Here is a 23,459-nt window from a genome sequence, read left to right as displayed (position 1 = left end):
CGCTTACAGATCCAGCCGCATGAACGCGCTGTGCGGGTCTTCGCGGTAATCGGCGAACGGCCCGCAGGGCACGAAGCCGAAGGCCGCGTACAACGTACGCGCTGCAACGAAATGCGCCGTGGAGCCGGTTTCCAGCCACAGCCGCTGCACGCCATCGTTGCGCGCGTAGGTGAGGATGTGCTCAAGCATGGCGCGCGCCACGCCGCGCCGCTGGTGGCGCGTGGCGGTGCGCATGGACTTGATCTCGCCGTCATGTTCGCCCAGGCGCTTGAGCGCGCCGCAGCCCAGCAACTCGGCGCCGTCCCACACGGTCCAGAAGGCAATCGCCGGGTGGCGCAGGCGGTCCAGATCGAGCGCGTGCACGCTGTCGGGCGGCGAGATGGCGCGCATGTGCGCGAGGTGCTCCTCCAGCAGCGCGCGGACCTCGGGTCCACGCAGGTCGTCGCGGCGGATGTTCATGGCGCTCATGCGGTCGATCCTTCACGGTAAGCCGTCCAGCCGCGCGCGCGCAGCGCGCAGGCGGGGCATTGGCCGCAGCCCCAGCCCCAGTCGTGGCGGTGCTCGCGGTCGCCCAGGTAGCAGGTGTGGGTGTGCTCGACGATGAGATCGACCAGCGCCTCGCCGCCCAGGTCGCGCGCCAGGCGCCAGGTGTCGGCCTTGTCGATCCACATCAGCGGCGTGTCGATCAGGAAGCGCTGGTCCATGCCAAGGGAGAGCGCGAGCTGCATGGCCTTCATGGTGTCGTCGCGGCAGTCGGGGTAGCCGGAGAAATCGGTCTCGCACACGCCGGTGACCAGCACCGACAGCCCGCGCCGGTAGGCCAGCGCCGCCGCCAGCGTCAGGAACAGCAGGTTGCGCCCCGGCACGAAGGTATTGGGAAGGCCGCTGGCCTCCATGCGAAAGGCCATGTCGCGCGTGAGCGAGGTCTCGGACACGGCGCCGAGCACCGCGAGGTCGAGCACGTGGTCCTCGCCGAGCTTCGCGGCCCAGTCGGGAAAGGCCGCGCGCAGCTCACGCAGCACGACCCGGCGGGCGTCGAGCTCCACGCGGTGGCGCTGGCCGTAATCGAAGCCGATGGTCTCGACGTGCTCGAAACGCGCGAGCGCGTGCGCGAGGCAGGTGGTGGAATCCTGGCCCCCGGAGAAGAGGACCAGGGCGCGGGTGTGGCGGGTGGGTTCGGGCATGGGCGGGATGGTAGGGCTCAGCGGGAGCCTTGTCGCAGCAGCGCCATGGCGTGGCTATCGAAGGTCTCGCCATCCACCTGGAAGCGGCCGTACTGGCGGCGCACTTCATGGAGACGAGGGAAATGGGCTTCAGCGAGGGGGACGACGAGAGCAGTCATGGTGGGCGGTGGGCGGTCATGGGGTGTCGCGCAAGCGCCGCAGGATAGCGTCGGCCTCGCGTGGGTGGCGCGCCTCGTGCCACTGCAGGTGGGCGAACGCGCCGGCGCCCCGCAAGGCCTCGAACTCGCGCTGGCGCCGGTGAAAGGTGGTGAGGATCCACCAGAGGATGGAGTCGCGCGACAGGAACGACCGGCGAAAGGACTCCCGGTTGCCGTGGAACAGCTCCTCGCCCGACACCACGCGCGCCACGGTGCGCCGCAGGCCGCGCCAGAACACCCGCGGCAAGCCGAAGTTGAGCCACACGATGGTGGTGGCGCGGCCCCAGAGCGCGTCGCGCGCCAGGCCGTAATTGCCCGCGGCCACCCAGTGCTCGCCCTCGGCGGCGCGGGCGACCAGCGTGAGGAATTCGGCCTGTGGCTTGGGCGTCCAGTCCGGGGACCAGTAGAGCTCGTCCAGTTCGATCACCGTGCAGCCGCGGGACGCGGCGAGCGCGCGGGCGAAAGTGGATTTGCCAGCACAACTTGAACCGATGACGACCACGCGATCGGCGACCGTTGGGGCGTTGTTCATCGCGATTCGATCGGGCAAGACATGCGCGGAGTGTGCCCGGATCGTTCTTCGCGTTTATTGACTTTCAAGTCAATAAATGTACGATTGATCCCAATGTCAACATCACAGTCACTCGTCGAGACCGTGTTGCACGCCGCCCAAGCGCAGGGACTGGACCAGTCCCGACTGGCGCGGCGAGCGGGGTTGCGCGCGGAGACAGTCTCCAGGGCCAAGCACCGCGGCACCATCGACCTGGCCAGCCTGCAGGCCCTGGCCCAGGCTGTGGGCCTGGAGTTGACGCTTCAACCCGTGTCAGGCACGGAAGCCCTGCCCGTGCGGCGTGAGCGATCCCCCGCACAGCGCTCCCCCCTGGCCGACCCCAAGTGGGGACTGGCCTGGTCCAACCCCGACGCACCGGCCGACGTCCTGGTCCGCAATGCGCTGGCGCATGGCAACTTCGACCTGCTGCTGCAGGCCGTGCTCGGCCATGGCCTGGCTTTTGTGAAGACGCAGTGGCGGCAGGTATCGCCCACTCTGCCCACTCGCGCGCGCCAGGAGGTCGAGCGCAAGCTGAACAACATCGAACAGGGCTTGAACGATGCTGCGGCCTGACACCCAGGCCCTCTGGAACATCCTTCAGGCCGAGAAGGGGCTGGGGGGGTTCATCCTGATCGGCGGCACCGCGCTCAGCCTGCACCTGAACCACCGCCTCAGCGAAGACCTGAACTTCGCCTTCGACGGACCGAAGCTGCCTCGTCCGCGCATCGAGGCACTCAAGCGCCGGCTCGGCGCCAGGGGCTGGCGCTTCGCACCCAACGACCCCATCGCTGCGTTGCAGGAGTTCGAGGACACGGGACTCGATCTGAACGACTACCAGCAGAACCACATCGTGGGCGAGCGCGTGAAGCTCACGTTCGTGGCCCCCGAGCATGAGGTGCGGGTACAACTGCTGGCCGCCGCGCCCGACCACGTGCGCGTCGCTTCGCTGGAGGAAATTTTCCGCCTCAAGTGCATCGCCTGCGCCAACCGCTCCAAGACCCGCGACTGGCTCGACCTGTACCTGTTGCTGCGCGGCGGGTACTTTCAGCCCATCGACATGCGGGTCCCGTTCGAGGCCGCTGGCGTGATCCAGAAGTTCGACATCGCCATGCAACGCCTGTGCTCGGGCAAACCCGAGGCGGGCGATGAAGGCTACGAAACCCTGCTGGACAAACCACCCTCCGTCGCGCAGATGCGCGACTACTTTCTGGACATCCGCAACCAGATCGAACGAGCGGTGGCTCGGCGCGCAGGGTCGGGCGACACACCCGGCTGACACCCGCTCAGTGCGTCAAGCGCTCCGATCGCTTGTTCGCATGGTCCCGGCTCGTCGCCAGCATGCGAAGCAGCGCGCGGTTCACCTGTTCCAGGGTCAGCTCGTGCCGGCGGCACAGGGTTTCCATGCGGTCCAGGCGCTCGGGGTCGCCCATGGCACGCGAGAGGTCGACCAGAGGGAAGTACGGCCCGTCGTGGCGCAGCACGGCGTCGGTCACGCGGCTGGCCAGGGGCAGGCGGTGCAGCAGGTCGGCCAGGGGCTGGTGCAGCAATTGGTCGAGCTGCGAGAGCAGCGCGGTCATGTAGACCTCGGCGCGCAGCAGGTCGTCCGAGCCGGTGGCCAGCAGGTGGTGGGCCAGGCGCGCGCGCATGACCATGGCGTAGCGCACGGGCTGCAGGTCGATGTCGGGATCGGCCTCGGGCAGTTGCTCGGTGAGCCAGCGGCCCAGCTCGCGAAAGCCCAGCATCATGATGGCGTGGCGCAGTGAGCCGATCTCGCGCCGCAGGCCGTAGGCCGCGGAATTGACGAGCATGAGGATGCGGTAGACCAGCACCGGGTCCTGCCGCACCAGGCGTTCCAGGTATTCCACCGAGCATTCCTCGTCGTCGATGGCCAGCAGCACCTGCTGCACCACGCGCGGGTCGTAACTCAAGGGCTGGCGTTTGTGCGCGCGCAGCACGTCGGCCGCGGGCCAGCCCAGCACGGCGGCGGCCTGTGCCTGGTCCAGCACCTGGCGCACGCGCTCCTGTGTGTCCACGCCCTCCACCATCTGGCCCGGCAGGGGCGCGAGGCGGTCGTCCGGGGCGATGGTGAAGAGGTTGCGATGATCGACGCCGGGCGTGGGGCGCCCGTGCAACGCGCTCCAGTCGCCATGGCGCACCAGCAGGTGGCCGCTGCGCCGCGCCAGCGACAGGCGCGCCAGCGTTTCCTGCGCACCGAACATCGAGGCCGGCACCTCCAGGAAGGTGTTGCGCACTGGCGGGCAGGACAGGGCCTGCTGCAGCAGGCGCGGCGATTGCAGCGACAGCATCAGCGGCGGCGCACCCTCGGGCCAGTCCTCGCCGATGGCCTCCAGCAGGTGGCGGGCGTCCACGCCCTCAGGGTGGATGGCGCGCACGCACAGGCGCACGCCCGCCAGCTCGCGCGCGCGGTTCCACAGCGGCACGTAGGCCATGGCCACGCTGTCGAGAACGGTGTGTGCTGGCATCAACATGTCAAGACAATCTCACAACGTCACGAAGCACCCATGCGCTGCGCATGAGGTGGTCGAACCCAGAGGCGCCGCGGAACCGGCTTTGCCGGGCCGCTGGTGCTGCCCCCTTGAGGGGGTCGCGCGGAGCGCGGCGGGGGTGCTTCATACTTTTATTTGATGTAGTCGAACAGGGACATGCGCTGCACGGAGGCGTAGGCCTGCAGGCCCGCGTTGAGCGCAAGCTCCTTGTTCTTGAAATCGGAGATGCCCTTGACCATGTCCAGGTCCACCAGGCGCGACTCCTCCAGCTCCAGGTCCGTGCTGCGGTTGTTCATCAGCAGGTCCATCGAATCGGCGCGGTTGAGCCATTCGCCCGCGCGGCCGCGCGCCAGCAGCACGCGGTCGTGGCCGGCGTCCACCTCGGTGAGCGCACGCCCCAGGGCCTGGGTGCGTTGGGCCGATTCGCCGTCGCCCTGATAGCGCAGCGCGTCGATGGCGCCCTGCACGACGGAGAAGAGGTCGGTCGTGCCCGTGGTGGGCGCCAGGTCGATCCGGTCGCCCGCGTCGGGCTGGCCGTTCATCTCGAAGGACAGGCCATCGAACGCCACGGTCTTGCCGGCCTCGTAAGGCACGCCCGCGTGACCCGCCACCGGCGTGCCCGTGGTGGTGTTGGTGATGGTGTACTGGATGACGCCGCCCACGTCGGCGAAGTCCACGCGGTAGTCGTCGCCGGTGAGTGCGGTGGCGTCGGTCACCTGGCCCAGGCTGGTGCTCACGCCGCCGGTGTTGGTGGTGGGCAGGCTCATGGTGAATGTGCCGTTGCCCTGCGGAATGCGCATCCAGATGGCGTCGCCGTCCAGGGATTGCGGCAGGGTCGCGTTGCCGGCGGCGGGTTGGCCGCGCTGGCCTTCGAACTGGACGCCGGTGCCGCTGGGGCCATAGATGTCCACGAAGGGCGTGGGCGCGCCGCCCAGTCCGCCGTAGAGCGTGCGGCCGTTGCTGTCGGTGCGGTTGGCCACGGCCAGCAATTGTTCTCGCAGGCCCTCGAGCTGGCGCGCCACGTCCTCGCGCTCGGCGTCGGTGAAGCTGGCGTTGCCGGCGCTCACCAGCAGGTCGCGCACGCGCTGGATGAGTTCGCCCGATTCGGCCAGGCCCGACTCGGCCTGCTGCAGGCTGGTCTTGGAGGCCTCCAGCGCACGCAGGTCGGCCTGCACGCGCGTCATGCGGTTGTGGGCGGACTCGGCCAGCGTGGCGGCCACCGGGTCGTCGCTGGCCTTCATCACGCGTTTGCCGGTGGAGATGCGCTCCTGCTGTTTGGCCAGGTCGTACTGGCGCTGCGCGAGCTGGTCGATCGTGCGGTCGAACTGGTTGGCGGTGGCGATGCGGTAGCTCATGGCGATCAACGTCCCACGGTCTGGAGAAGGCTGTCGAAGGTGCTTTGTGCGATCTGCAGGAACTTGGCGGATGCCTGGTAGGCCTGCTGGTACTGCAGCAGCCGCGCGGCTTCCTCGTCGAGGTTGACGCCGGCCACATTCGCGCGCGCCTGCTCGGCCGCCGTGGCCACGCCGGCCGAAAAGTCGGCCGCGAACTGCGCGCCCTGCACGCGCGTGCCCAGGTCGGAGAACAGGCTGACGTAGCCGTCCGACAGCGGCACGCCGTCGAAGGTGGCCAGGTCGCGCAATGCCAGCATGCCGTTGGCGTTGCCCGCGCTCTGCGCGATGGCGTTGGACGGCGAGGCGCCGATGGAGAAGCTGTCGCCCGCGGTGGGGTTGCCGCGCAGCGTCATGCTCCAGCCGTTGAGCACGATGGGCTGACCGGGCTTGAAGTTGTAGCTGGGGGGCGGCCCGGGGTTGTCGGGCGGCGGGTTGCCGGGGCCCAGGCCGGTGGCGCTGAAGCTGCCGTCGGCGTTGAAGGTGATGGTGACCGGGTCGGTGAGGTTGGCCGAGTTCTCGACGGCGTAGAGCTTCTCCACGCTCAGGCTGCCCGAGTTGGTGGTGGCCGGCGTCACCATGACGGGGCTGGCCACGGCCAGCTGCTCGGGCGCGTCGATGGCCACCTGCAGGTTGCGCGCGGCGGCCTCGAAGGGCCGGATGCGGAAGCGGTCGCCCGGCACCGCGCCGGCGGCGTCCACCTGGAAGGTCAGGCCGTCCACATCGGCGGGCAGCGCGCCCACGCTGGTGGTGTTGCCGTCGCTCAGGCGCACGATGCTGAAGCCACCGGCTTCCACGCGCACCTCGTAGTCGGAGGCGATGAGCGCCTGCGGGTCGCTCACCACGGCGCTCATCTGGCCGGTGCCGCCGTTGGCTGGCGAGGCGATGCCTTTGGCGGTCGCCGGCGGCACGAAGAAGTTCTGGCCCGGGTTGCCGTTGAGGTCCAGGCCCAGCGCGTGCTGCTCGTTCATCAGGCTGGCCGTGGCCAGGGCAATGCGCCCGAGCTGGTTGCTCGCGGCGGCCAGGTCGTCGTTCAGGAAGCGCACCACGCCGGCCAGTTGACCACCGGCCAGCGCCCCATCGGCCAGCGGCGAACTCACGCCACCCTGCACGAAGTTGATGCTGATGCGCGAGTTGTCCATGGGATCGGTCTGCGCCGCGAGCCTGGCGGCCTGCGCGCCCAGCACCAGCGGCTGGCTGCCACCCACGAAGACGTTGACCGCGCCGGCCTCGCCGGGCACGGTGGTGATCTGGATGCGCCCGCTCAACTCGGCCAGCAACTGGTCGCGCTGGTCGTAGAGGTCGTTGGGCGTGTGCGCGGTGCCGGCGGTCTCGACGATGCGCTGGTTGACCTTGGCCAGGTCCTGCGCGAGGCGGTTGATGTCGTCGGTGATGGACTTCACCTGCTGCTGCGTGGAGTTGCGCAGCAGGTCGAGCTGGCCCGCGCTGTCGCGCAGCCGGCTGGCGAATTCGTCGGCGCGCGCGATGACCACGAGGCGCGCCGTGGAGTTGCCTGGCGCCGCGGTCAGGTCGGTCCAGGCGTTGAGCATGTCGTTGAGCGCCACGCCCAGGCCCTTTTCGCCGGTGGGGAACACGGTCTCGAGCTGCTCCAGGCGGGCCAGGCGCGCGGCGTCGGACGCGGCCACCGAGCCGGTCTGGCGCGCCTCGCGCGTGAGGTACTCGTTGTGGGCGCGCTCCACCGTGGTCATCTCCACGCCTTTGCCGAAGTAGCCGCCGCCGGTGAACTGATAACCCGCGCTGGACAGCACCACGTTCTGGCGCGAATAGCCCGGCGTGTTGACGTTGGCGATGTTGTGGCCGATGACCTGCAGCGCCGCGAGGTTAGTGTTGAGCGCGCGGGTGGCGATGTTGAGTGAGGACATGCGTGTTCGCTCCCTTAACCCTGTGCACGCTGCAAGCTGAGGGTGGTGTTGATCGCCCGGCCGAGCTTCTCGGCGTAGGACGGGTCGGTGGCGTAGCCGGCGCGCTGCAGGCCCTGGGCGAAGCCCTTCACGGAGTGCAGCTGATCCATCACGCCCTCATAGCGCGGGCTGTTGCCGATCAGGCGCGCGTAGTCGCGGAACGAGTCCTCGTAGGAGTCGTAGGCGCGGAACTTCGCGGTCACCTTGCGCGGCTCGCCATTGATGTATTCGGTGGTGGTGATCTCGGCGACCTTGCCGGTCCAGCCGCCGGTGGCCTTGATGCCGAACAGGTTGTGCGCGGGCGAGCCGTCGGCGTGGCGGATCTCGCCACGGCCCCAGCCGCTCTCGTGCCCGGCCTGGCCGAGCATGAAGGCGGCCGGAATGCCGGACTCGCGCGCCACGGCCTGCGCGGCGGCACCGTGTTTCGAGACGAAGGCCGTCTGGCGCTCGCCCGCGCTGGCACGGCCCACGGTGCTGGGCGTGGCGCTGTCGGGCAGCGGCTCGGTGCCGGCCATGCGCCCGGCGAGCTGGCGCTCGATGGCCTCGGACAAGCCGCCCGGCAAGCCGGTGAGCTGCTGCGCGAACTGCTGGTCCAGCAGGTCGGTGCCCAGGTTCTCGCCCTGGCTTTCGAACAGGCCGCTCTTGCTCGTGGCCTCGCGCATGCTCTTGATGAGCTCGCGCATGAACAGGGCCTCGAACTGCTTCGCGGCCTCTTTCAGCGCGGCCTTGCTGTCGCCCGCGCCCTTGAGCGCGGCCAGCGCGTTCGGGTCGGCGGCCAGGCCGCTGGGGGACGTGAAGGCGGTGTTGCCGATCATGGCCGTCAGATGATTTCCAGCTCGGCGTTCAGCGCGCCCGATGCCTTGATGGCCTGCAGGATGGCGATCAGGTCCTGCGGCGTGGCGCCCAGGGTATTGAGCGCCTTCACCACGTCGGCGAGCTTGGCGGCCGGGCCCATGTGAATGAGCGCTCCCTTGTCCTGGCTGATCTGGATGCTGGCCTGCTCGCGCACCACGGTCTCGCCGCCGGAGAACGGCGCGGGCTGGCTGATGACGGGCGTGCTGCTCACGCTGACCGAGAGGTTGCCGTGCGCCACGGCCACCGAGCCCAGCGTGACGGCCTGGTTCATGACGATGGAGCCGGTGCGCGCGTTGATCACGACCTTGGCGCTGGGCACGCTCGATTCGATGCGCACCTCCTCCACGCGCGCCAGAAAGGCGACGCGTTGCGAGGGATCGGCGGGTGCGTTCAGGCGCACCACGCGGCCGTCGATGGCGCTGGCGGTGCCGGCGCCCAGGGCCTTGTTGATGGCCTCGGTGACGCGGCTGGCGGTCTGGAAGTCGTTGCTGTTGAGGCCCAGGTCCAGCGTGTCGCCCGCGTGCAGCGGCGTGGGCACGGCACGCTCCACCTGGCCGCCACCGGGGATGCGGCCCGCGCTCAGGTGGTTGATCTGCACCTTGCTGCCGCCGGCCGCTGCGCCCGCGCCACCGACCATGAGGTTGCCCTGCGCGAGCGCGTAGATCTCGCCGTCGGCGCCGCGCAGCGGCGTGACGATGAGCGTGCCGCCGCGCAGCGACTTGGCATTGCCCATGGACGACACGGTGACATCGATGGCCTGGCCCGGCTGCGCGAAGGGCGGCAGCTCGGCCGTGACCATCACGGCGGCCACGTTCTTGAGCTGGGGGTTGGCGCCGGGCGGCAGCACCAGCCCGTACTGCTGCAGGAAGTTGGCCAGGCTCTGCCCGGTGTAGGGCATCTGGGTCGTCTGGTCGCCACTGCCGTCCAGGCCCACCACCAGGCCATAGCCCGTGAGCATGTTGCTGCGCACGCCCTGCACCGCGGCGATCTCCTTCACGCGCACGCTTTGCGCGGCGGCGGAAAAAGTCGCCAACGCGCAGCAGATCAGCATCAAGTTGCGCAGGCAGTGGACGATATTCATATCAAAGGCACCCGGTTCGAACAAGGGAAGGCGGTTCGCCCCGATCTTGGTTGTGTTCAGAACGGCAGAACGCTCAAAAAGAAGCGCGCCAACCAGCCAATTGACATGGCTTCGCCCTGTGCGCCGCGGCTGCGCGATTCGATGCGCGCGTCGGCCACCTGGGTGGACGGCACCACGTTGCCCGGGCGCAGGTGGCGCGGGTCGACCGTGCCGGAGAAGCGCAGCACGTCCACGTTGGCGTTCACGCCGATCTGCTTTTCCCCCACCACGCGCAGGTGGCCGTTGGGCAGCACCTCCTGCACGGTGGCGGTGATGGCGCCGGTGAAGGTGTTGTTGCTCGTGGTGCGCCCGTCGCCCGAGAAGTTGTTGTCGCTCTGGGCGCCGAGGTTGGCCTTGTTCCAGGGCGCCGATCCGCCGAACAGCGGAATGGCGTTGATGCTGGCGGAGGCGTCGGCGCTGCGCTCGATCGACGCCGAATTGCTCTGGCTCGCGGTCACGCGCTCGGTGATCTGGATGGTGACGATGTCGCCGGGCAGGCGCGCGCGCGGGTCCTCGAAAGCGGGCCGGTAGGTGACGGCGCGGAACAGGCTGCCGGTGGGTGGCGCGCTGGCGGTCTGCGCCGCCTGCGCCTGCTGCGCGTACTGCACGGGCTGGGCGGGCGCCAGGTCCACCACGGGCTCGTTGCGCAGCGTCTGGCAACCACTGGCCAGCACGGCCAGGGCCAAAAGGGCCATGAGGGGGGCGATGCGCATCATGGCGGTCCTTACAGCTGCGACAGCTTCTGCAGCATCTGGTCCGAGGTCTGGATCGACTTCGAATTCATCTCGTAGGCGCGCTGGGTCTGGATCATGTCCACCAGCTCCTGCACCACGTTCACGTTGGACTGTTCGGTGTAGCCCTGCATGAGCACGCCCATGCCGGTGGTGCCGGGCATGCCGTTGACCGGCGCGCCCGAGGCCACGCTCTCGCGGAACAGGTTCTGGCCCATGGGCTCCAGGCCGGCCGGGTTGACGAAGTTGGCCAATTCGATCTGACCCACCTGCTGCGGCTGGGTCTGGCCCGGCAGCTTCGCGGTGACGATGCCGTCGCTGGACACGGTGATGCTCTCGGTCTCGGCCGGCAGCGTGATGCCGGCCGTGAGCGGGAAGCCGCTGCTGGTGACCAGGCGGCCCTGCGCGTCGAGCTGGAAACTGCCGTCGCGCGTGTAGGCGGTGGTGCCGTCGGGCATCTCGATCTGGAAGAAGCCCGAACCGTTGACGGCCACGTCCAGCGCATTGCCCGACTGCTGCAGGCTGCCTTGCGTGAAGTTGCGGCTGGTGGCCACGGTGCGCACGCCCAGGCCCACCTGCAGGCCGGTGGGCAGCTCGGCCTGCTCGGCCGCATTGGCGCCCACCTGGCGCAGGTTCTGGTACATGAGGTCTTCGAACACCGCGCGCGAGCGCTTGAAGCCGAAGGTGCTGACGTTGGCCAGGTTGTTCGAGATGACGTCGAGCTGGGTCTGCTGCGCCGTCATGCCGGTCTTGGCGATCATGAGGGAATTGATCATGGCGTTGTCCTTTCAGATCAGCCGTTGGCGCTGAGCAGCTGCGAGGCGCTGCGGTCGTTGCCCTCGCCGTTCTGCAGCATGCGCATCTGGTACTCGAACTGGCGCGAGGCGGCGATCATGCCGACCATGGCCTCGACCGGGTTGACGTTGGAGCCTTCGAGCGCGCCATCGTGCAGGCGCGCCACCTCGCTGTTGGGCAGGGGGTTGCCCTCGGGCCCGCGGAACAGGCCGTCGTCGCCGCGCGCGAGCGGGTTGTCGGCGTCGGGCACGACCATCTTCAGGCGGCCGGCCACCTGGCCGGGCTCGTTGCCCACGCGCGTGCTGACGGTGCCGTCGGCACCGATGTCCACGCGCGCGTTTTCGGGAATCACGATCGGGCCGCCGTCGCCCAGCATGGGCAGGCCGGCGGCGTTCACCAGCGTGCCGTCGGCGTTCACCTGCAGCGCACCCGCGCGCGTGTAGGCCTCGGTGCCGTCCAGGCCCTGCACGGCGAACCAGGCATCGCCCTGCGCGGCAATGTCCAGGTTGCGGCCGGTCTGCTGGATGGACCCCGGCAGGCTGGAATGGCCGGCCGTGGCTTCGAGCGCGAACACGCGCGTGCTGGCGCCGTCACCGCGGATGGGCACGGCGCGAAACGTGGAAAGCTCCGCGCGAAAGCCGGTGGTGGAGACGTTGGCCAGGTTGTTCGACAGCACCTGCTGGCGGTGCGCCGCCGCGCTGGCGCCCGTCATGGCGGTGTAAATGAAGCGGTCCAACCCAAATCCTTTCGCTCGCCGCTCGCGCCAGCAGCGCTGGCCATGAGGGCTTGGAAAGGATTGTGGAAATTCTTGAGGGAGCGCGATGCCCGGAACAGCGGGGGTCGCGCCGTTCAATTCCCCGCTTCAGGGCCGCCGGGAACGGGGCGCAGCAGGACTCAGTCCTGACGGGTGCGGCTCTGCCAGCACAGCGCGGGCAGCGCGATGCGGGTGTCGGCCCGGCCGTTCCAGTCGGTCCTGAGGCCGTGCTGCTGCAAGGTCTGACAGATCAACTGCGCGACGCGCAGGGTCTGGGCCTCATCGTCGGTCTCGACGCCGCTGAAGGCGATGCGCAGGCCCTCGCCCTGGAGCGCGCTGTCCATGTCCTGGCTGTGGAAGAAGCACACACCCCAGTAGTGGTCTTCGGCCACGCCGGCCTCGCAAGCGTCGTCGATCGCGTCCCAGACGGCCTGCTCGCCCTCGGCCATGGTGTTGCCGGCCCATTGCACGGCGCAAATGCCTTGATCGTGCAGGCTGGTGAAGGCTTGATCGAGGCGATCGACGTCGGTGACCTGTGGCCAACCGGCCTCGGCGGCGCGCTTGCGGGCCAGCGCGCGCCCGGCGAAGGCCTTGATCCACGCGAGGTCGAAGCCATCGCCCGCGGCGTGGTTCTCGTCGATCCAGCGGTGGATGCTCTCGGGGCTGCAATAGCCGTACCAGAGCCATTCGCTGACCATGGCGCGCTGCGTGTCCGTGGCGTCGTCGACTTCTTCGTCCATGTCCTCGCCCTCGTACACCGGGTTGACCGGGCGGCCGGGATAGTCCACCTTGTCGCCGGTGCCGATGGTGCCGACCTCGGTGATCGCCTGCTTGTCCTCGAAGTGCTTCTTGCCGTAGCGGCGCACCCCGATCTGGCGCAGCGTCGGGTCGAAGCACAGGAAGCGGTCCTTGCCCCAGGGCAGCAGCTCCGTGCGTTCGTGCACGTCGATGTCATCGCCCGACGCCAGGTAGACACCCCCGCTGATCATGAAGCGGCCATCGTGGGCGGCCGCCAGCGCGAGGCACTCGCGCATCACGCGATCGATGGTGGCGGCATCGGGCGCCTGGCGGATGAAGTACACGTTGACCGTGTACGACTTCTCGTGCGGCAGGAAGTGGAAGTACTCGACCTTGGCGCCCAGGCGCTCGGCGGGCGGGAACGAGAGCTCGACGTCGGAGAGAAACGAGGCGGGTGTGGTGTCGGTCATGGGGCGATGGGCGCAGTGGCGGGGCCGGCCATGCTAGCCACGCCGCGCACGGTGCGCACTCGTCCTGTTGCCGGAGACCAACCGCTACTGCGAATGCGGCATTGCCTCGCCCAAGGCCATGGTGATACCGCTTTCGCCTCCGATCAGCAGGCGCTCAACGCATGTTCAGCAGCGTGCTCAGCACCTGGTCCTGCGTCTTGATGGTCTGCGCGTTGGCCTGGTAGGCGCGCTGCGCGGTCATCATGTTCACCAGCTCGGCGGTGATGTCGACGTTGGAATCTTCCGTGGCGCCGGCGCGCAGCGCGCCGAAGTTGCCGGTGCCGGGCTCGCCGCGCAGCGGGTCGCCGGAGGCGTAGGTGGCCGTCCAGTTGCCGCCGCCCGTGGGCTGCAGGCCCTGCGCGTTGCGGAAGTTCACCAGCGCGATCTGGCCGGCCGCGCGCGTTTCACCGTTGGAGTACTGGCCGGTGATGACGCCGTTCTCGCCGATCTTCAGGCCCAGGAACTGGCCCGGGCGGTAGCCGTCGGGGTCCAGCTCGGTCACGCCGAAGGCGGTGCCGGTCTGCGTGATGTTGACGAAGTCGAGGGTGATCGGGAAGGTGAGCGCCGGGTCGTTCGGCGAGGCCACCGTGAGCGGCGGAATCACCGAGGCGGGGTCCAGCGAGCCATCGTCGTTGAAGGTCAGCGTGAAGGGCGTGGACAGGGCCGGATCGGCGCCGTTCACGCCGGTGTACACCTCCCAGGTGTTGTTGCCCACCTTGCGGAAGGCCATGGACACGGGGATTTCCAGGCCCTGGTCGTCGAAGGCGACGAAGGAGGTGCCGTAGGTGGACAGCGGCGTGGGCGGCGTCACGGAGTTCCACACCGGGGCGCGCGCGTCCAGGTTGAACTCGGCGGTGACGTTGGTGGTGCGCTGCGCGGGAATGGGCGCGCTGGTGGGCAGCGTCAGGGGCACCGTGTCGAAGCTCAGGCGGTTGCCCTCGGGGTCCGTGGGGTAGCCCATCAGCTGCGCCCCCTGGTGGTTGACGATCTGACCCTGGTCGTTGAGCTTGAACATGCCGGCGCGGCTGTAGGCCGTGCTGCCGTTGGGCATGGTGAGTTCGAAGAAGCCGGCGCCGTTGATGGCCACGTCCAGGTCGTTGCCGGTGATGGTGATGTTGCCCTGGGTGAAGCTCTGCGTGACGGCCGCGACCGACACGCCGATGCCCATGTTCACGCCGCCCGCCGCGTTGACCGAGCTGGCGTAGACCTCGGCGAACTCGGCGCGCGAGGACTTCATGCCCACCGTGTTGCCGTTGGCGATGTTGTGGCCGATGACGTCGAGGTTCTTGCTCGCGCTGTTCAGGCCGGAGAGTCCTTGCTGGAATGCCATGGTGTTGTCCTTGCGTCCTTGCTGCGGGGAAGGGGGATTACATGAACGTGGTGATCTTGTCGTAGCCGACCGTGCTGCCGTTCTGCAGCTGCAGTTGCATCTGGCCGTCCTTCATGCCGACGGAGGTCACCGTGAGGCGGCTGTACATGAACGAGCCCACGGGCGTGCCGCCGTTGGAGGCGCGCACGCGGTAGCTGGCCACGTCGTTGGGGTTGAACTCGCTGCCGTCCCAGTTGAAGGAGTGCTGGCCCGCGGTGAGCGCGCCGAAGTCCAGGGTGTCGATCACCTGGCCGGCCTTGTCGAGCACGTCGACCTGCACGCTGTCGGCGGGCGAGTCGATGCGGAACGCGGCCTTGCCGACGGTGCCGTCGAAGCCGAAGGTCTTGCCCTCCACGAGGGCCTCGCGGCCGATGAGGGACAGTCCCTGCAGGTTCTGCATGGCCGTGAACTGCGTGGCCATGCCCTTGAGCGTGGTGTTGAGCGACTCGATGCCCGCGACCGTGTTGATCTGCGTCATCTGCGTCGTCATCTGCGCGTTGTCCATCGGGTTCATCGGGTCCTGGTTGTTCAGCTGCGCGACGAGCAGCTTGAGGAACCGGTCCTGCGTGGCCTCGGCGCCGGTGGCGGTGGTGCCCGACTTGGTGGACGCGCCCGGCGTGTTGCCGAGGGCGGAGAGGTCGAAGGGGTTGGAGAACATCATGGCGAGGCGTCCTTGAACGGAATCACTGGCCCATCTGCAGCGTTTTCTGCAGCAGGTTCTTGGCGGTGTTCATGACCTCGACGTTGTTCTGGTACGAACGCGAGGCCGAAATCATGTTGACCATCTCCTCCACCGGGTTGACGTTGGAGTGCGTCACGTAACCCTCGGCGTCGGCGCTGGGGTGCAGCGGGTCGTGCACGCGGCGCCCGGGCGCGTCGCTTTCGGTGATGGTCTGCACCTTCACGCCCGCGCTGCCGGCGTCGCCCATGGCGACGGTCTGGAAGTGGATGTGGCGCGACTTGTAGGCCTGGCCGTCGGGCCCGGCCACGGCGTCGGCGTTGGCCAGGTTGCTGGCCACCACGTTCAGGCGCTGCTGTTGCGCGCTGATGGCGCTGCCCGAGACGTTGAAGATGTTGAACATCGACATCGTGGAGTTCCTTATTGCCCGGTGATCGCGGACAGCATGGTTTTGACGTGGCCGTTGATGAAGCGCAGCGTGGATTCGTAGCGGATGGTGTTGTCCACGAAGTTGGCGCGCTCGCGGTCGAGGTCGACCGAGTTGCCGTCCTGCGAAGGCTGGGTCTGCACCGTGTAGGCGAGCCTGGGGTCGCCCGCGTGTGCGCCGACGCTGCGGAAATGGCGCGCGTCGGTGGTGACGGCCTGGCCCGTGGCGCTGCCGCTGGCGCTCTTGAGCGCGGCGGCGAAATCGAAGTCGCGCGCCTTGTAGCCCGGCGTGTCGGCGTTGGCGATGTTGCTGGCCAGCACCTGCTGGCGCTGCGAGCGCAGCGTGAGCGCCTGGGCGTGGAAATCCAGCCGGCCGGTCATCTGTTCGAGCATGCGCACCCCCTGGCGTGCGGTTGTCGTGGCCGGCCCGGGAACATGCCCGGACCGGGGCGTGGACGGATTGTCAAAAGACTTGAGGGAGGGATAAGCGCGGAACAGCGGCAGCCGAGGCGGGCATTTCGCGGCTTAGCCCGCCCACCGGGCGGCCTACAGTGGTCGCCGTGAACCTGCCACCGGAGTCCGCCATGAACCGCCCCGCCCTTCGTCTGCTGCTCACCGTCGCCTTCGGCCTCGCGCTGCTGGGCGCGGTCGCGAGCGCACGCGCGAACGACAACAGCGGCCTGGAAAAGCTCGCGCGCGATTTCCTGCAACCGGCCGTGGATCAGGCCCTGGCCGAGCAGGCGGGCATGCCGCTGCGCGCCGAGGTGGTGATGGGCTCGCTGGACAACCGCCTGCGACTGGCGCCGTGCAAGGCCATCGAACCTTTCCTGCCGCCCAACGGTCGACTCTGGGGCCGCAGCCGGGTCGGCCTGCGCTGCGTCGACGGTCCCACGCGCTGGGCCGTCTACCTCCCCGTCACGGTGCAGGCCTTCGGGCCGGCCTGGGTGCTCAAGTCACCGGTGCAATCCGGCGAGACCCTCACTCAAGAACACGCCGAGCGCGCCGAAGTGGACTGGGCGGCCCACCCGTCGATGGTGCTGGCCCTGCCCGAGCGCTGGGTCGGCCAGCAGGCGGCGTACGCGCTCACGCCGGGCCAGGTCATCCGCGAGAACATGGTGCGTCCGCCGCAGGCCTTCGAAGCCGGCACGCCGGTGAAGGTGAGCGCGGGCGGTCCGGGTTTTGCGATCACGGTCATCGGCCAGGCGCTCAACGCCGGCCTGGTGGGCCAGAGCGCCCGGGTGCGCCTGCCCAGCGGCAAGGTGGTCAGCGGCCAGGTGCGGGCCGATCAGGTGGTGGAGGTGCCCCTCTGACGGGCGCCTTGACCGATGAACGGCAGAAAAACCGCCTCAAAACACTAAAGTTCCAGGGATCAAGGTCGATACAACGTGCACAGGACCCTGCCATCAGGGTTTGGAGCGTGACATGAAAGTCGATTCGTCAACGGATTCCTACATCGGCTCGGTGGCCGGTGGCCCCGCCAAGGCGCCCGTCGCCCAGGGCGAGGCCGTGGCCAAGCCCGCCTCCGGCGCGCCGCAGCCCGGCGTGACCGTGACCCTGTCCTCGGCCGCGGCCGTGGGCGGTGCCTCGGACAGCGCGGTGTTCAACGCCGAGAAAGTGGCCGCCGTGAAGAAGTCCATCGAGGACGGCAGCTTCCAGGTCAACCCGGAAGCCATCGCCGACAAGCTCCTGGCCAACGCGGCCGAGATGCTCAACGCCGGCCGCGGCTGAAGCCCATGAGCGAGGCCCGCGTCCCGCACCCCTGGATCGCGCTGCTGCACGAGCGGCTCGACGCCCTGGAGCGCGCGCTGCTGCAGGGCGACGCCCCGGGCGCGGAACTGGCCAGCGGCGCGGTGCAGGCCGCGCTGCAGCAGGCCCCGCGCGCCCTCGAACTGAAACACGGCCACACGCAGGATCTGCACGCGGCCGCCCAGCGCTTCACCCAACTGCGCGCCGCCACGCTGCGCGCCGCCGCGCTCAACGAGCGCGCCCTGGGCAGCCTCTTGCCCGACCACCTGCAAAAGCCCACCTACCAAGGCCTGGGCAAGCCGGGCGCGCGCCGCTACGCGGGCGCCTGAACCCGTCCCCCCCTTTCGCCCTCAGAGCGTCGAAGCCACCGCTTCGCGCGGCCTGGCCGTTTCGCGCGCCAGCGAGAACGGCCGTTCCACCGCCAGGAACAGCGCGGCCGACGGCACCAGGGTGATGGCGAACATCATCGGCATCAGGGCCCAGAAGAACCACGAGTCGAACGCCGCGCGTGGGATCAGCACCGACATCGCCAGGAACGCGGCCTTCAGCGCGAGCCCGTGGATCAGGTAGTACGAGTAGCTCATGTTGCCCAGCCAGCGCATCGGCGCCCAGGAGAACAGGCGCGCCAGCGGACCCAGCGGTGCCCGGAAGCAGGCCAGGCACACCAGGAAGAAGCTCAGGCACAGCATCAGGGTGCTGAACGAGGCGCCCATCGGGCCCTCCCAGGGCAGCAGGGTGCCCAGCAGGCCCGCCGCCAGGGCAAGCCCGCCCACCGCCGCCGAGGGCGTGGGCACGCGCGGCGCGTTCATGGCCTCGTGCAGCAGGATGCCCGCGATGAACAGGGCCAGCCGCACGTGGCCGCCGGCCAGGGCACACCAGGCCAGCAGGGCCACACCGGCGCCGGCGAAGAACACGGCGCGCCAGGCCGCGCTGCGCTCGCGCAGGCCCAGGGCGCCGATCACCAGCGGAATCACCAGGTAGTAGAAGAGCTCGTAACTGAGCGACCAGGCCACGGTGATCATGGGCTCGATGGGGAACAGCCCGGGCAGCAGCAGGAAGTTCTGCAGCAGATAGATCAGCGCCTCACCGGTGCCCGGCGGGATCTTGCTCTCGGCCGGGAACAGGAAGGACAGCGCCACGTAGAGCACGAACACCACCGTGAAAGCCGGGTACAGGCGCTCGATGCGCCGCGCCATGAAGCGCGCGAAGGGCTGGCGCCGCGCGATCAACGAGCCGTAGATGAGGTAGCCGCTGAGCACGAAGAACAGGTCGACCCCGGTGTTCCCCACGGTGTGCAGGGCCTCTGCCAGGTGCAGCACCGCGGCGTCGGTGTCCAGCCAGTGCTCGACCAGCGTGGCGTAGTGCACCAGGAACACCAGGAAGACGGCGAAGCCACGCAGGCCTTCCATGGGCCGCACGTTGTGGGCGCTGCCGCGCGACAGCTCGAAGTACTGGCTCAACCAAGGCATGGGGTCCCGATCGCGTCCGTCAAACAATGGGCGCGATTGCATCAGCATTCGCCCGGCGGCGGCAGGCGCGTCGCCCCCAGGGAAGGGGACACGCCGCCGTCGATCGTGAAATACCTCACGCGCGCGGCGGCCCCTTGAGCTCCACCACGTTGCCCTCCGGATCATCCAGGTAGATCGACGGCCCCTCGCCTTCGGCGCCGTAGCGCTGCTCCACGGGCCCGGCCTCCACGCCGTGGCGGGCCAGTTGCGCGCGGATCAGCACCTCGTCGAAGGGTTCCACGCGCAGGCAGAAGTGGTCGAGGTTGCGCCCCTCACGGCCGGGCGGTGCGCCACCCGCGCGTCCCAGCGGGCCACTCACCGGCACCAGGTCGATCAGCGCGTTGCCCGCGCGCAGTTGCAGCAGGCCGATACCCGCTTGCCGCCGCTCGACCGTGCAGCCCAGCACGTCGCAATAGAAGCGCTGCATGCGATCGAGATCGACGACGCGCAGGACGAGGTGATCGAGGGTGAGGGGGCGGAACATGCGGCCTCCTGGGCGTTGGGGGGCGTGGCCATTGTGTGGCCAGCGCGGGCCTATCACCAAATCCAGGTGACCAGTACAAAAAGGCGTGTGCGCAACGCTCGTGGCGAGAACGCGCACTCAGCGCCGGTGGCCCAAGCCACCCCTGTACCACCGGCCTGTTCTGTCCCTACGCCCATGATCTCGACCCGCCTGCCTCAGCCCCGCACCAAAAACGAACAACTCACGCAATTCCTGGCAACGCCAACGCCCCAAAGCCTGCTGGAGCCCACGCCCGAACGAAATTGCGACCTGCACCACGTGAGCGCGAAGCGCCAGGAGGACGGCACGTTCGTGCTCTTCGCGCGCGCCCCCACGCATCGGTCCGGAAAGTCCGTCCCGAGAGGCGATCTGGACACGTTCCTGGAGCACATGGTCCAGGAGGTGACGCACGACCGAGGCGAGGACGTCGGCGATGCGGTGGACGCTTTCCGCCGATCGATGGGGCGATGGAAACACACCGGCCAGGCGCCGACGGTCTCCGAGTTGCGCACACTGAACGCACGATTGAGCGCTCTGCCCCCGTCGGAATTCCAACTGCGCAATCGCGGAAAGTTCCGGGTCGTCCAGTTCCAACAGGACTTGCGCAAGAGTCTCGACGCGCTGCCCGAGAACGCCCCGCAACGCGACGCCCTGGAAAAGGCAGGAGACCAGCTGGCCGGCATGCTTCTTGAGCCGAAAGACACGCTGTCACTGGAAGGTCTCTCGCACGACACGATCGGTCTGCTGCTGGACACCGGTCTGCTCGGGCGCTTCGCGGATCTGCGCGATGGTGTCAAGCCCGCGCCCAAACGACTGGTCCTGCCCGTCTGCGCACAAAGCCTGCTCGAGCGGCTGCCGCCGCTGTTTCCAGACATGCCGTCCTGGATCGTTCGCTGAGTGGCCGCGCGCTGACGCGCGACGCCGCACCAGCCGAGCCGGAACCGATCACCAAGCCCGGCTCAATGCTCGCGCATCTTCGATCGCAGCCGCGCGATCGACTGGCTGTGCAACTGGCACACGCGCGATTCGGTCACGCCGAGCACGGCGGCGATTTCCTTCAGGTTCATGTCGTGCTCGTAGTACATGCTCATGATGTGCTGCTCGCGCTCCGGCAGGGTCTTGATGGCCTCCACCAGCGCCATGCGCATGCGGTGGTCCATGAGCATGGCGGACGGGTCGGCCTCGTGATCGCCCATGTGGCGGTCCAGGAAACCGTCCTCGTCGTCGCCCGCGCCGCCGCCGATGTCTTCCAGGTACACGAGCTGGGTGCCGCGCACCTTGGCCAGCAGGGCCTGGTAGTCGGTCAGGGTCAGGCCCATCTCGGCCGCGATCTCGCTCTCGCGCGGGGGCCGGTGCAGCTTCTGCTGCAGGCGGTGCACGGCCTGTTCGATGTCCTTCTGGCTCTTGCGCGAGCCGCGGCTCATCCAGTCGCCGTCGCGCAGTTCGTCGATCATCGCGCCGCGAATGCGCTGGCTGGCGAAGGTCTCGAACTGCACGCCCTGCGAGGGCTCGTAGCGCGCGATGGCCTCGGTCAGGCCGATCATGCCGACCTGGATCAGGTCGTCGAGCTCCACGCTCGGGGGCAGCTTGGCGATCATGTGATGCGCCAGGCGACGGACCAGGGGGCTGTACTTGCGCAGCTGGTCCTCGCGGTTGAGCGTGCCTTTGGCGGTGTACATCGTCAGCTCCAGAAGGGAATGGCGGCCCCGGCGTGCGCGCCGCGGGCAGGTGAGCGGTAGGGAACGAAGGCCGGCGCGTCGGCGCAGACCAGGGCGGCGTCGGGCACGCGCTGGCCCCAGGCGGCGCGCGGCCACACCGGCGCCTTGAGTTCGAGGTGGCGCTGCGCGCAGTCGACCACGTTGGCGAGCACCTGCGCGTGGGCGTCCAGCGGCGCCAGCACCGGGTGCAGGCCTGCGCCGTGCAGCCACTTGAGCGCGCCATAGGCGTCGATGCTGGCCTGCGGCTGCGGCACCACGGGCACCAGCACGCGAGCCTTCACGCCATTCAGCAGGCGGGCCAGCAGTTGGGCGGGCGCGTACAGCAGCAGCAGCGCACCCGACGCGAAAGGGGCAAACAGGCGCGTGAGCGCGGTGTCTGAGCCGGCGGCATCGGCCGTGGCCACGAGGCTTTGCAGGCCGTCGGCAGCAGGCATCACCAGCCAATCGGTGCCATCGCCGGGCACCGACTCGGCGCCCAGGTGGGCAACACCGGCGTCGGCCAACGCATGGCTCAGGCCACCGCTGCCTCCACGCTCGGTGGCGCAGGCGTCGATGACGACGACGCGCTGGCCGGCCTCGGTGAGGTCCATGGCCAGGCGGCAGAGCCACTCGAAGCCACGCGAGGGCATCGCGGGGCTGGCCAGCGGCATCAGCGCGGGCCCGCCGTGGCGGGCCTTCGCTTCGAGCCGCAGGCCGGCGGCCTGGTCGACGCCGAAATCAAACATGCAGGCCCCCGAGCGGCATGCCGCGCCCACCGGACTGGGCGAAGTAGAAGCCCATGTCGGCGCTGGCGGGGTCGAAAGCCGACTTGCCGGCCGAACCCATGCTCAGCCGCACCAGCGTGGCGGCGTCGGCGTTCTGCCAGTCCTCGGGCACGCGCTGGCCGTTGGCCACGCCGCGCACCGTCACCTGGTGGCGGATGGCGGCGTCCAGTGCCGGGCCGAGTTTCACGGCCTCGTCCACCTTGGACAACACCACGCCGTGCAGCTTGTCGGCCTTGAAAGCGGCCAGGGTTTCGTCGATGGCATCGCCCTGCGCGCCGGCGTTGAGCACCAGCACCTTCTTGAGCGAGGGCACCTCCAGCACGTCGAGCATGTCCTGCACGCGCTGGTCGCGCTGGCCCAGGCCGGCGGTGTCGATGATGACCAGGCGCTTGCCCGAGAGCAGGCCCAGCAGGTCCTTGAGTGCGGCGCGGTCGTGCGCCAGGTGCGCCACCACGCCCAGCATGCGGCCGTAGGCGCGCAGTTGTTCGTAGCCCGAGACGCGGTAGCTGTCCAGGGTGATGAGGCCCACGCTGCCAGCGCCGAACTGCTTCACGCACTGCGCGGCCAGCTTGGCGGCGGTGGTGGTCTTGCCCACACCGGTGGCGCCCACCAGGGCGATCACACCGCCCTCTTCGGCCAGGCTGGCGCCGGCGGCGGCCACGCGCAGGTTGCGCTGGATCGCGTCCATCACCCAGCGCAGCGATTCACCGGCGCCGGCCTCGGCGGGCAGGCGCTCCAGCAGGGCGCGCGCGAGCTGCGGCGAGTAGCCGGCGCGGATGAGCTTGTGCATCAGGCTCGACTGGATCGGGTTCTGCTTGCTCGAGCCCAGCCAGGCCAGGGTGTTGAAGCGCTCTTCGATCATGTCCTTGAGCGCGTTGAGCTCGACGGCCATGCGGTTGTCTTCCTGCGTGGCGAAGCGCGCGGGCGGCACCGAATCCTCGAAGGCGGTCTCGCGCGTGCGGATGGGGGCCTGCGCGCGGCGCGCGGGCTGGGCCATCTCCGTGGGCTCGTTGTAGCGCTGCACCGGCACCATGATCGGGTCGGCCGGCTCGGCAATGAAGGGCTTGGCCGGCGCCACGGGCGCGGCCTTCGCCACGGGCGCGGCGGCGGCGGGCGATGCGCCCTCGCCCATCTGCTCACGGCGTTTGCGCAGCATGCGCTCGCGCACGTACTCCTGGAACGACAGGGTGCTCATCGCCAGGGCTTCGGTGTCGCTGCCCACCGTGCTGCTGTGCGCCGTCTTCTGCGCTGCCGCCAACTGGCCGGCCGTGGCCACCGCAGCGGCCACCGCGGGCGCGGGCGACAGGGACTGCCCCGCCTGCGCGATGCCCGCCAGGCTTTCCTCGGCGGCGGCCATCACCTCGAAACCGTCCGCCGTCTGGCGCGTCGAGAGGATCACGGCGCTGTCGCCGAACTGGCGGCGCGCTTTGGACATGGCCTCGCGCGAGGTGGGGGCGATGAAGCGTTGGATGTTCATTCGGTCGGTCCTGGAAA

At 69.2% G+C, this 23,459-nt stretch carries 28 protein-coding genes; 6 read left to right on the top strand and 22 right to left on the bottom strand.

What is annotated here, in order from left to right; genetic code table 11:
• Nucleotides 1–3 precede the first annotated feature (3 nt).
• Genes GTO19_RS11495 through GTO19_RS11480 form a run of 4 tightly spaced genes read right to left on the bottom strand, consistent with a single transcriptional unit; the run spans nucleotide 4 to nucleotide 1,913 of the window.
• Nucleotides 4–468: a GNAT family N-acetyltransferase gene (locus GTO19_RS11495; protein WP_291021029.1), complete on the bottom strand. Its 465-nt coding sequence runs from the start codon at nucleotides 466–468 to the stop codon at nucleotides 4–6.
• Nucleotides 465–1,184, bottom strand: a complete 720-nt coding sequence (gene queC, locus GTO19_RS11490) for a 7-cyano-7-deazaguanine synthase QueC (RefSeq protein ID WP_291021028.1) — start codon at nucleotides 1,182–1,184, stop codon at nucleotides 465–467. Before queC ends, GTO19_RS11495 begins: the two co-directional genes overlap by 4 nt.
• Nucleotides 1,185–1,201: 17 nt before the next feature.
• Nucleotides 1,202–1,342: a hypothetical protein gene (locus GTO19_RS11485; protein ID WP_291021027.1), complete on the bottom strand. Its 141-nt coding sequence runs from the start codon at nucleotides 1,340–1,342 to the stop codon at nucleotides 1,202–1,204.
• Between the two features lie 16 nt (nucleotides 1,343–1,358).
• A complete protein-coding gene (locus tag GTO19_RS11480; protein WP_291021026.1) occupies nucleotides 1,359–1,913 on the bottom strand; it encodes a toxin in 555 nt (184 codons plus the stop codon).
• A 126-nt stretch (nucleotides 1,914–2,039) separates the two neighbouring features.
• On the opposite strand from GTO19_RS11480, the gene GTO19_RS11475 reads away from it, so the two are divergent.
• Nucleotides 2,040–2,504, top strand: a complete 465-nt coding sequence (locus GTO19_RS11475) for a hypothetical protein (protein ID WP_291021025.1) — start codon at nucleotides 2,040–2,042, stop codon at nucleotides 2,502–2,504.
• Nucleotides 2,491–3,207, top strand: coding sequence for a nucleotidyl transferase AbiEii/AbiGii toxin family protein (locus GTO19_RS11470; protein WP_291021024.1), 717 nt, complete (start codon nucleotides 2,491–2,493; stop codon nucleotides 3,205–3,207). The genes GTO19_RS11475 and GTO19_RS11470 overlap by 14 nt, the downstream gene beginning before the upstream one ends.
• Before the next feature lie 7 nt (nucleotides 3,208–3,214).
• Here the strand turns inward: GTO19_RS11470 and GTO19_RS11465 are convergent, their stop codons facing one another.
• The 13 genes from GTO19_RS11465 to flgB all read right to left on the bottom strand — a co-directional run bounded on the left by GTO19_RS11465 (nucleotide 3,215) and on the right by flgB (nucleotide 16,120).
• Nucleotides 3,215–4,414 (bottom strand): HDOD domain-containing protein, encoded by a 1,200-nt coding sequence (locus GTO19_RS11465; RefSeq protein WP_291021023.1) that lies wholly within the window; start codon nucleotides 4,412–4,414, stop codon nucleotides 3,215–3,217.
• A gap of 155 nt (nucleotides 4,415–4,569) precedes the next feature.
• Nucleotides 4,570–5,793, bottom strand: a complete 1,224-nt coding sequence (gene flgL / locus GTO19_RS11460) for a flagellar hook-associated protein FlgL (protein WP_291021022.1) — start codon at nucleotides 5,791–5,793, stop codon at nucleotides 4,570–4,572.
• 5 nt (nucleotides 5,794–5,798) lie between these two features.
• Nucleotides 5,799–7,712 (bottom strand): flagellar hook-associated protein FlgK, encoded by a 1,914-nt coding sequence (gene flgK, locus GTO19_RS11455; protein WP_291021021.1) that lies wholly within the window; start codon nucleotides 7,710–7,712, stop codon nucleotides 5,799–5,801.
• A gap of 14 nt (nucleotides 7,713–7,726) precedes the next feature.
• On the bottom strand, nucleotides 7,727–8,566 hold the full coding sequence (gene flgJ, locus GTO19_RS11450; RefSeq protein WP_291021020.1) for a flagellar assembly peptidoglycan hydrolase FlgJ: 840 nt from the start codon (nucleotides 8,564–8,566) through the stop codon (nucleotides 7,727–7,729).
• 5 nt (nucleotides 8,567–8,571) lie between these two features.
• Nucleotides 8,572–9,657, bottom strand: a complete 1,086-nt coding sequence (locus GTO19_RS11445) for a flagellar basal body P-ring protein FlgI (protein ID WP_291021238.1) — start codon at nucleotides 9,655–9,657, stop codon at nucleotides 8,572–8,574.
• 86 nt (nucleotides 9,658–9,743) lie between these two features.
• Nucleotides 9,744–10,442, bottom strand: coding sequence for a flagellar basal body L-ring protein FlgH (locus GTO19_RS11440; protein ID WP_291021019.1), 699 nt, complete (start codon nucleotides 10,440–10,442; stop codon nucleotides 9,744–9,746).
• 8 nt (nucleotides 10,443–10,450) lie between these two features.
• Nucleotides 10,451–11,233 (bottom strand): flagellar basal-body rod protein FlgG, encoded by a 783-nt coding sequence (gene flgG / locus GTO19_RS11435; protein WP_291021018.1) that lies wholly within the window; start codon nucleotides 11,231–11,233, stop codon nucleotides 10,451–10,453.
• 17 nt (nucleotides 11,234–11,250) lie between these two features.
• On the bottom strand, nucleotides 11,251–11,988 hold the full coding sequence (gene flgF / locus GTO19_RS11430) for a flagellar basal-body rod protein FlgF (RefSeq protein WP_291021017.1): 738 nt from the start codon (nucleotides 11,986–11,988) through the stop codon (nucleotides 11,251–11,253).
• A 158-nt stretch (nucleotides 11,989–12,146) separates the two neighbouring features.
• Nucleotides 12,147–13,214 carry a hypothetical protein gene (locus tag GTO19_RS11425; RefSeq protein WP_291021016.1) on the bottom strand — a complete coding sequence of 356 codons (1,068 nt, stop codon included), beginning with the start codon at nucleotides 13,212–13,214 and terminating at the stop codon, nucleotides 12,147–12,149.
• 154 nt (nucleotides 13,215–13,368) lie between these two features.
• Nucleotides 13,369–14,583: a flagellar hook protein FlgE gene (gene flgE, locus GTO19_RS11420; protein ID WP_291021015.1), complete on the bottom strand. Its 1,215-nt coding sequence runs from the start codon at nucleotides 14,581–14,583 to the stop codon at nucleotides 13,369–13,371.
• 37 nt (nucleotides 14,584–14,620) lie between these two features.
• Nucleotides 14,621–15,283 carry a flagellar hook capping FlgD N-terminal domain-containing protein gene (locus GTO19_RS11415; protein ID WP_009520046.1) on the bottom strand — a complete coding sequence of 221 codons (663 nt, stop codon included), beginning with the start codon at nucleotides 15,281–15,283 and terminating at the stop codon, nucleotides 14,621–14,623.
• A 22-nt stretch (nucleotides 15,284–15,305) separates the two neighbouring features.
• Nucleotides 15,306–15,710: a flagellar basal body rod protein FlgC gene (flgC, locus tag GTO19_RS11410; protein WP_009520047.1), complete on the bottom strand. Its 405-nt coding sequence runs from the start codon at nucleotides 15,708–15,710 to the stop codon at nucleotides 15,306–15,308.
• An 11-nt stretch (nucleotides 15,711–15,721) separates the two neighbouring features.
• Nucleotides 15,722–16,120, bottom strand: a complete 399-nt coding sequence (gene flgB / locus GTO19_RS11405) for a flagellar basal body rod protein FlgB (protein ID WP_291021014.1) — start codon at nucleotides 16,118–16,120, stop codon at nucleotides 15,722–15,724.
• A 191-nt stretch (nucleotides 16,121–16,311) separates the two neighbouring features.
• Between flgB and flgA the strand changes: the two genes are divergently transcribed.
• From flgA to GTO19_RS11390, 3 genes are all read left to right on the top strand, one after another.
• A complete protein-coding gene (gene flgA / locus GTO19_RS11400) occupies nucleotides 16,312–17,037 on the top strand; it encodes a flagellar basal body P-ring formation chaperone FlgA (protein ID WP_291021013.1) in 726 nt (241 codons plus the stop codon).
• A gap of 112 nt (nucleotides 17,038–17,149) precedes the next feature.
• Nucleotides 17,150–17,455, top strand: a complete 306-nt coding sequence (flgM, locus tag GTO19_RS11395; protein WP_291021012.1) for a flagellar biosynthesis anti-sigma factor FlgM — start codon at nucleotides 17,150–17,152, stop codon at nucleotides 17,453–17,455.
• A 5-nt stretch (nucleotides 17,456–17,460) separates the two neighbouring features.
• Entirely contained in the window at nucleotides 17,461–17,802 is a 342-nt protein-coding gene (locus tag GTO19_RS11390; RefSeq protein WP_291021011.1) for a hypothetical protein, read from the top strand.
• 21 nt (nucleotides 17,803–17,823) lie between these two features.
• On the opposite strand, the gene GTO19_RS11385 is transcribed toward GTO19_RS11390, so the two are convergent.
• Both GTO19_RS11385 and GTO19_RS11380 read right to left on the bottom strand, forming a co-directional pair.
• Entirely contained in the window at nucleotides 17,824–18,942 is a 1,119-nt protein-coding gene (locus GTO19_RS11385) for an acyltransferase (protein ID WP_291021010.1), read from the bottom strand.
• A 115-nt stretch (nucleotides 18,943–19,057) separates the two neighbouring features.
• Entirely contained in the window at nucleotides 19,058–19,465 is a 408-nt protein-coding gene (locus tag GTO19_RS11380) for a VOC family protein (protein ID WP_291021009.1), read from the bottom strand.
• A gap of 174 nt (nucleotides 19,466–19,639) precedes the next feature.
• Between GTO19_RS11380 and GTO19_RS11375 the strand changes: the two genes are divergently transcribed.
• Entirely contained in the window at nucleotides 19,640–20,380 is a 741-nt protein-coding gene (locus tag GTO19_RS11375) for a hypothetical protein (protein ID WP_291021008.1), read from the top strand.
• A gap of 62 nt (nucleotides 20,381–20,442) precedes the next feature.
• Here the strand turns inward: GTO19_RS11375 and GTO19_RS11370 are convergent, their stop codons facing one another.
• From GTO19_RS11370 to flhF, 3 genes are read right to left on the bottom strand one after another with little or no spacing between them, the layout of a single operon-like run.
• Nucleotides 20,443–21,162, bottom strand: a complete 720-nt coding sequence (locus GTO19_RS11370) for an RNA polymerase sigma factor FliA (RefSeq protein ID WP_291021007.1) — start codon at nucleotides 21,160–21,162, stop codon at nucleotides 20,443–20,445.
• Nucleotides 21,163–21,164: 2 nt separating this feature from the next.
• Nucleotides 21,165–21,926: a hypothetical protein gene (locus GTO19_RS11365; protein ID WP_291021006.1), complete on the bottom strand. Its 762-nt coding sequence runs from the start codon at nucleotides 21,924–21,926 to the stop codon at nucleotides 21,165–21,167.
• A complete protein-coding gene (gene flhF / locus GTO19_RS11360) occupies nucleotides 21,919–23,442 on the bottom strand; it encodes a flagellar biosynthesis protein FlhF (RefSeq protein WP_291021005.1) in 1,524 nt (507 codons plus the stop codon). Before flhF ends, GTO19_RS11365 begins: the two co-directional genes overlap by 8 nt.
• Nucleotides 23,443–23,459 lie beyond the last annotated feature (17 nt).

It is taken from the genome of Hydrogenophaga sp., from assembly GCF_011772445.1.
Taxonomy (GTDB): Bacteria; Pseudomonadota; Gammaproteobacteria; order Burkholderiales; family Burkholderiaceae_C; genus Hydrogenophaga.
The sequence above is the reverse complement of the archived record's forward strand: the minus strand, read 5'-3'. Positions and strand labels throughout refer to the sequence as shown.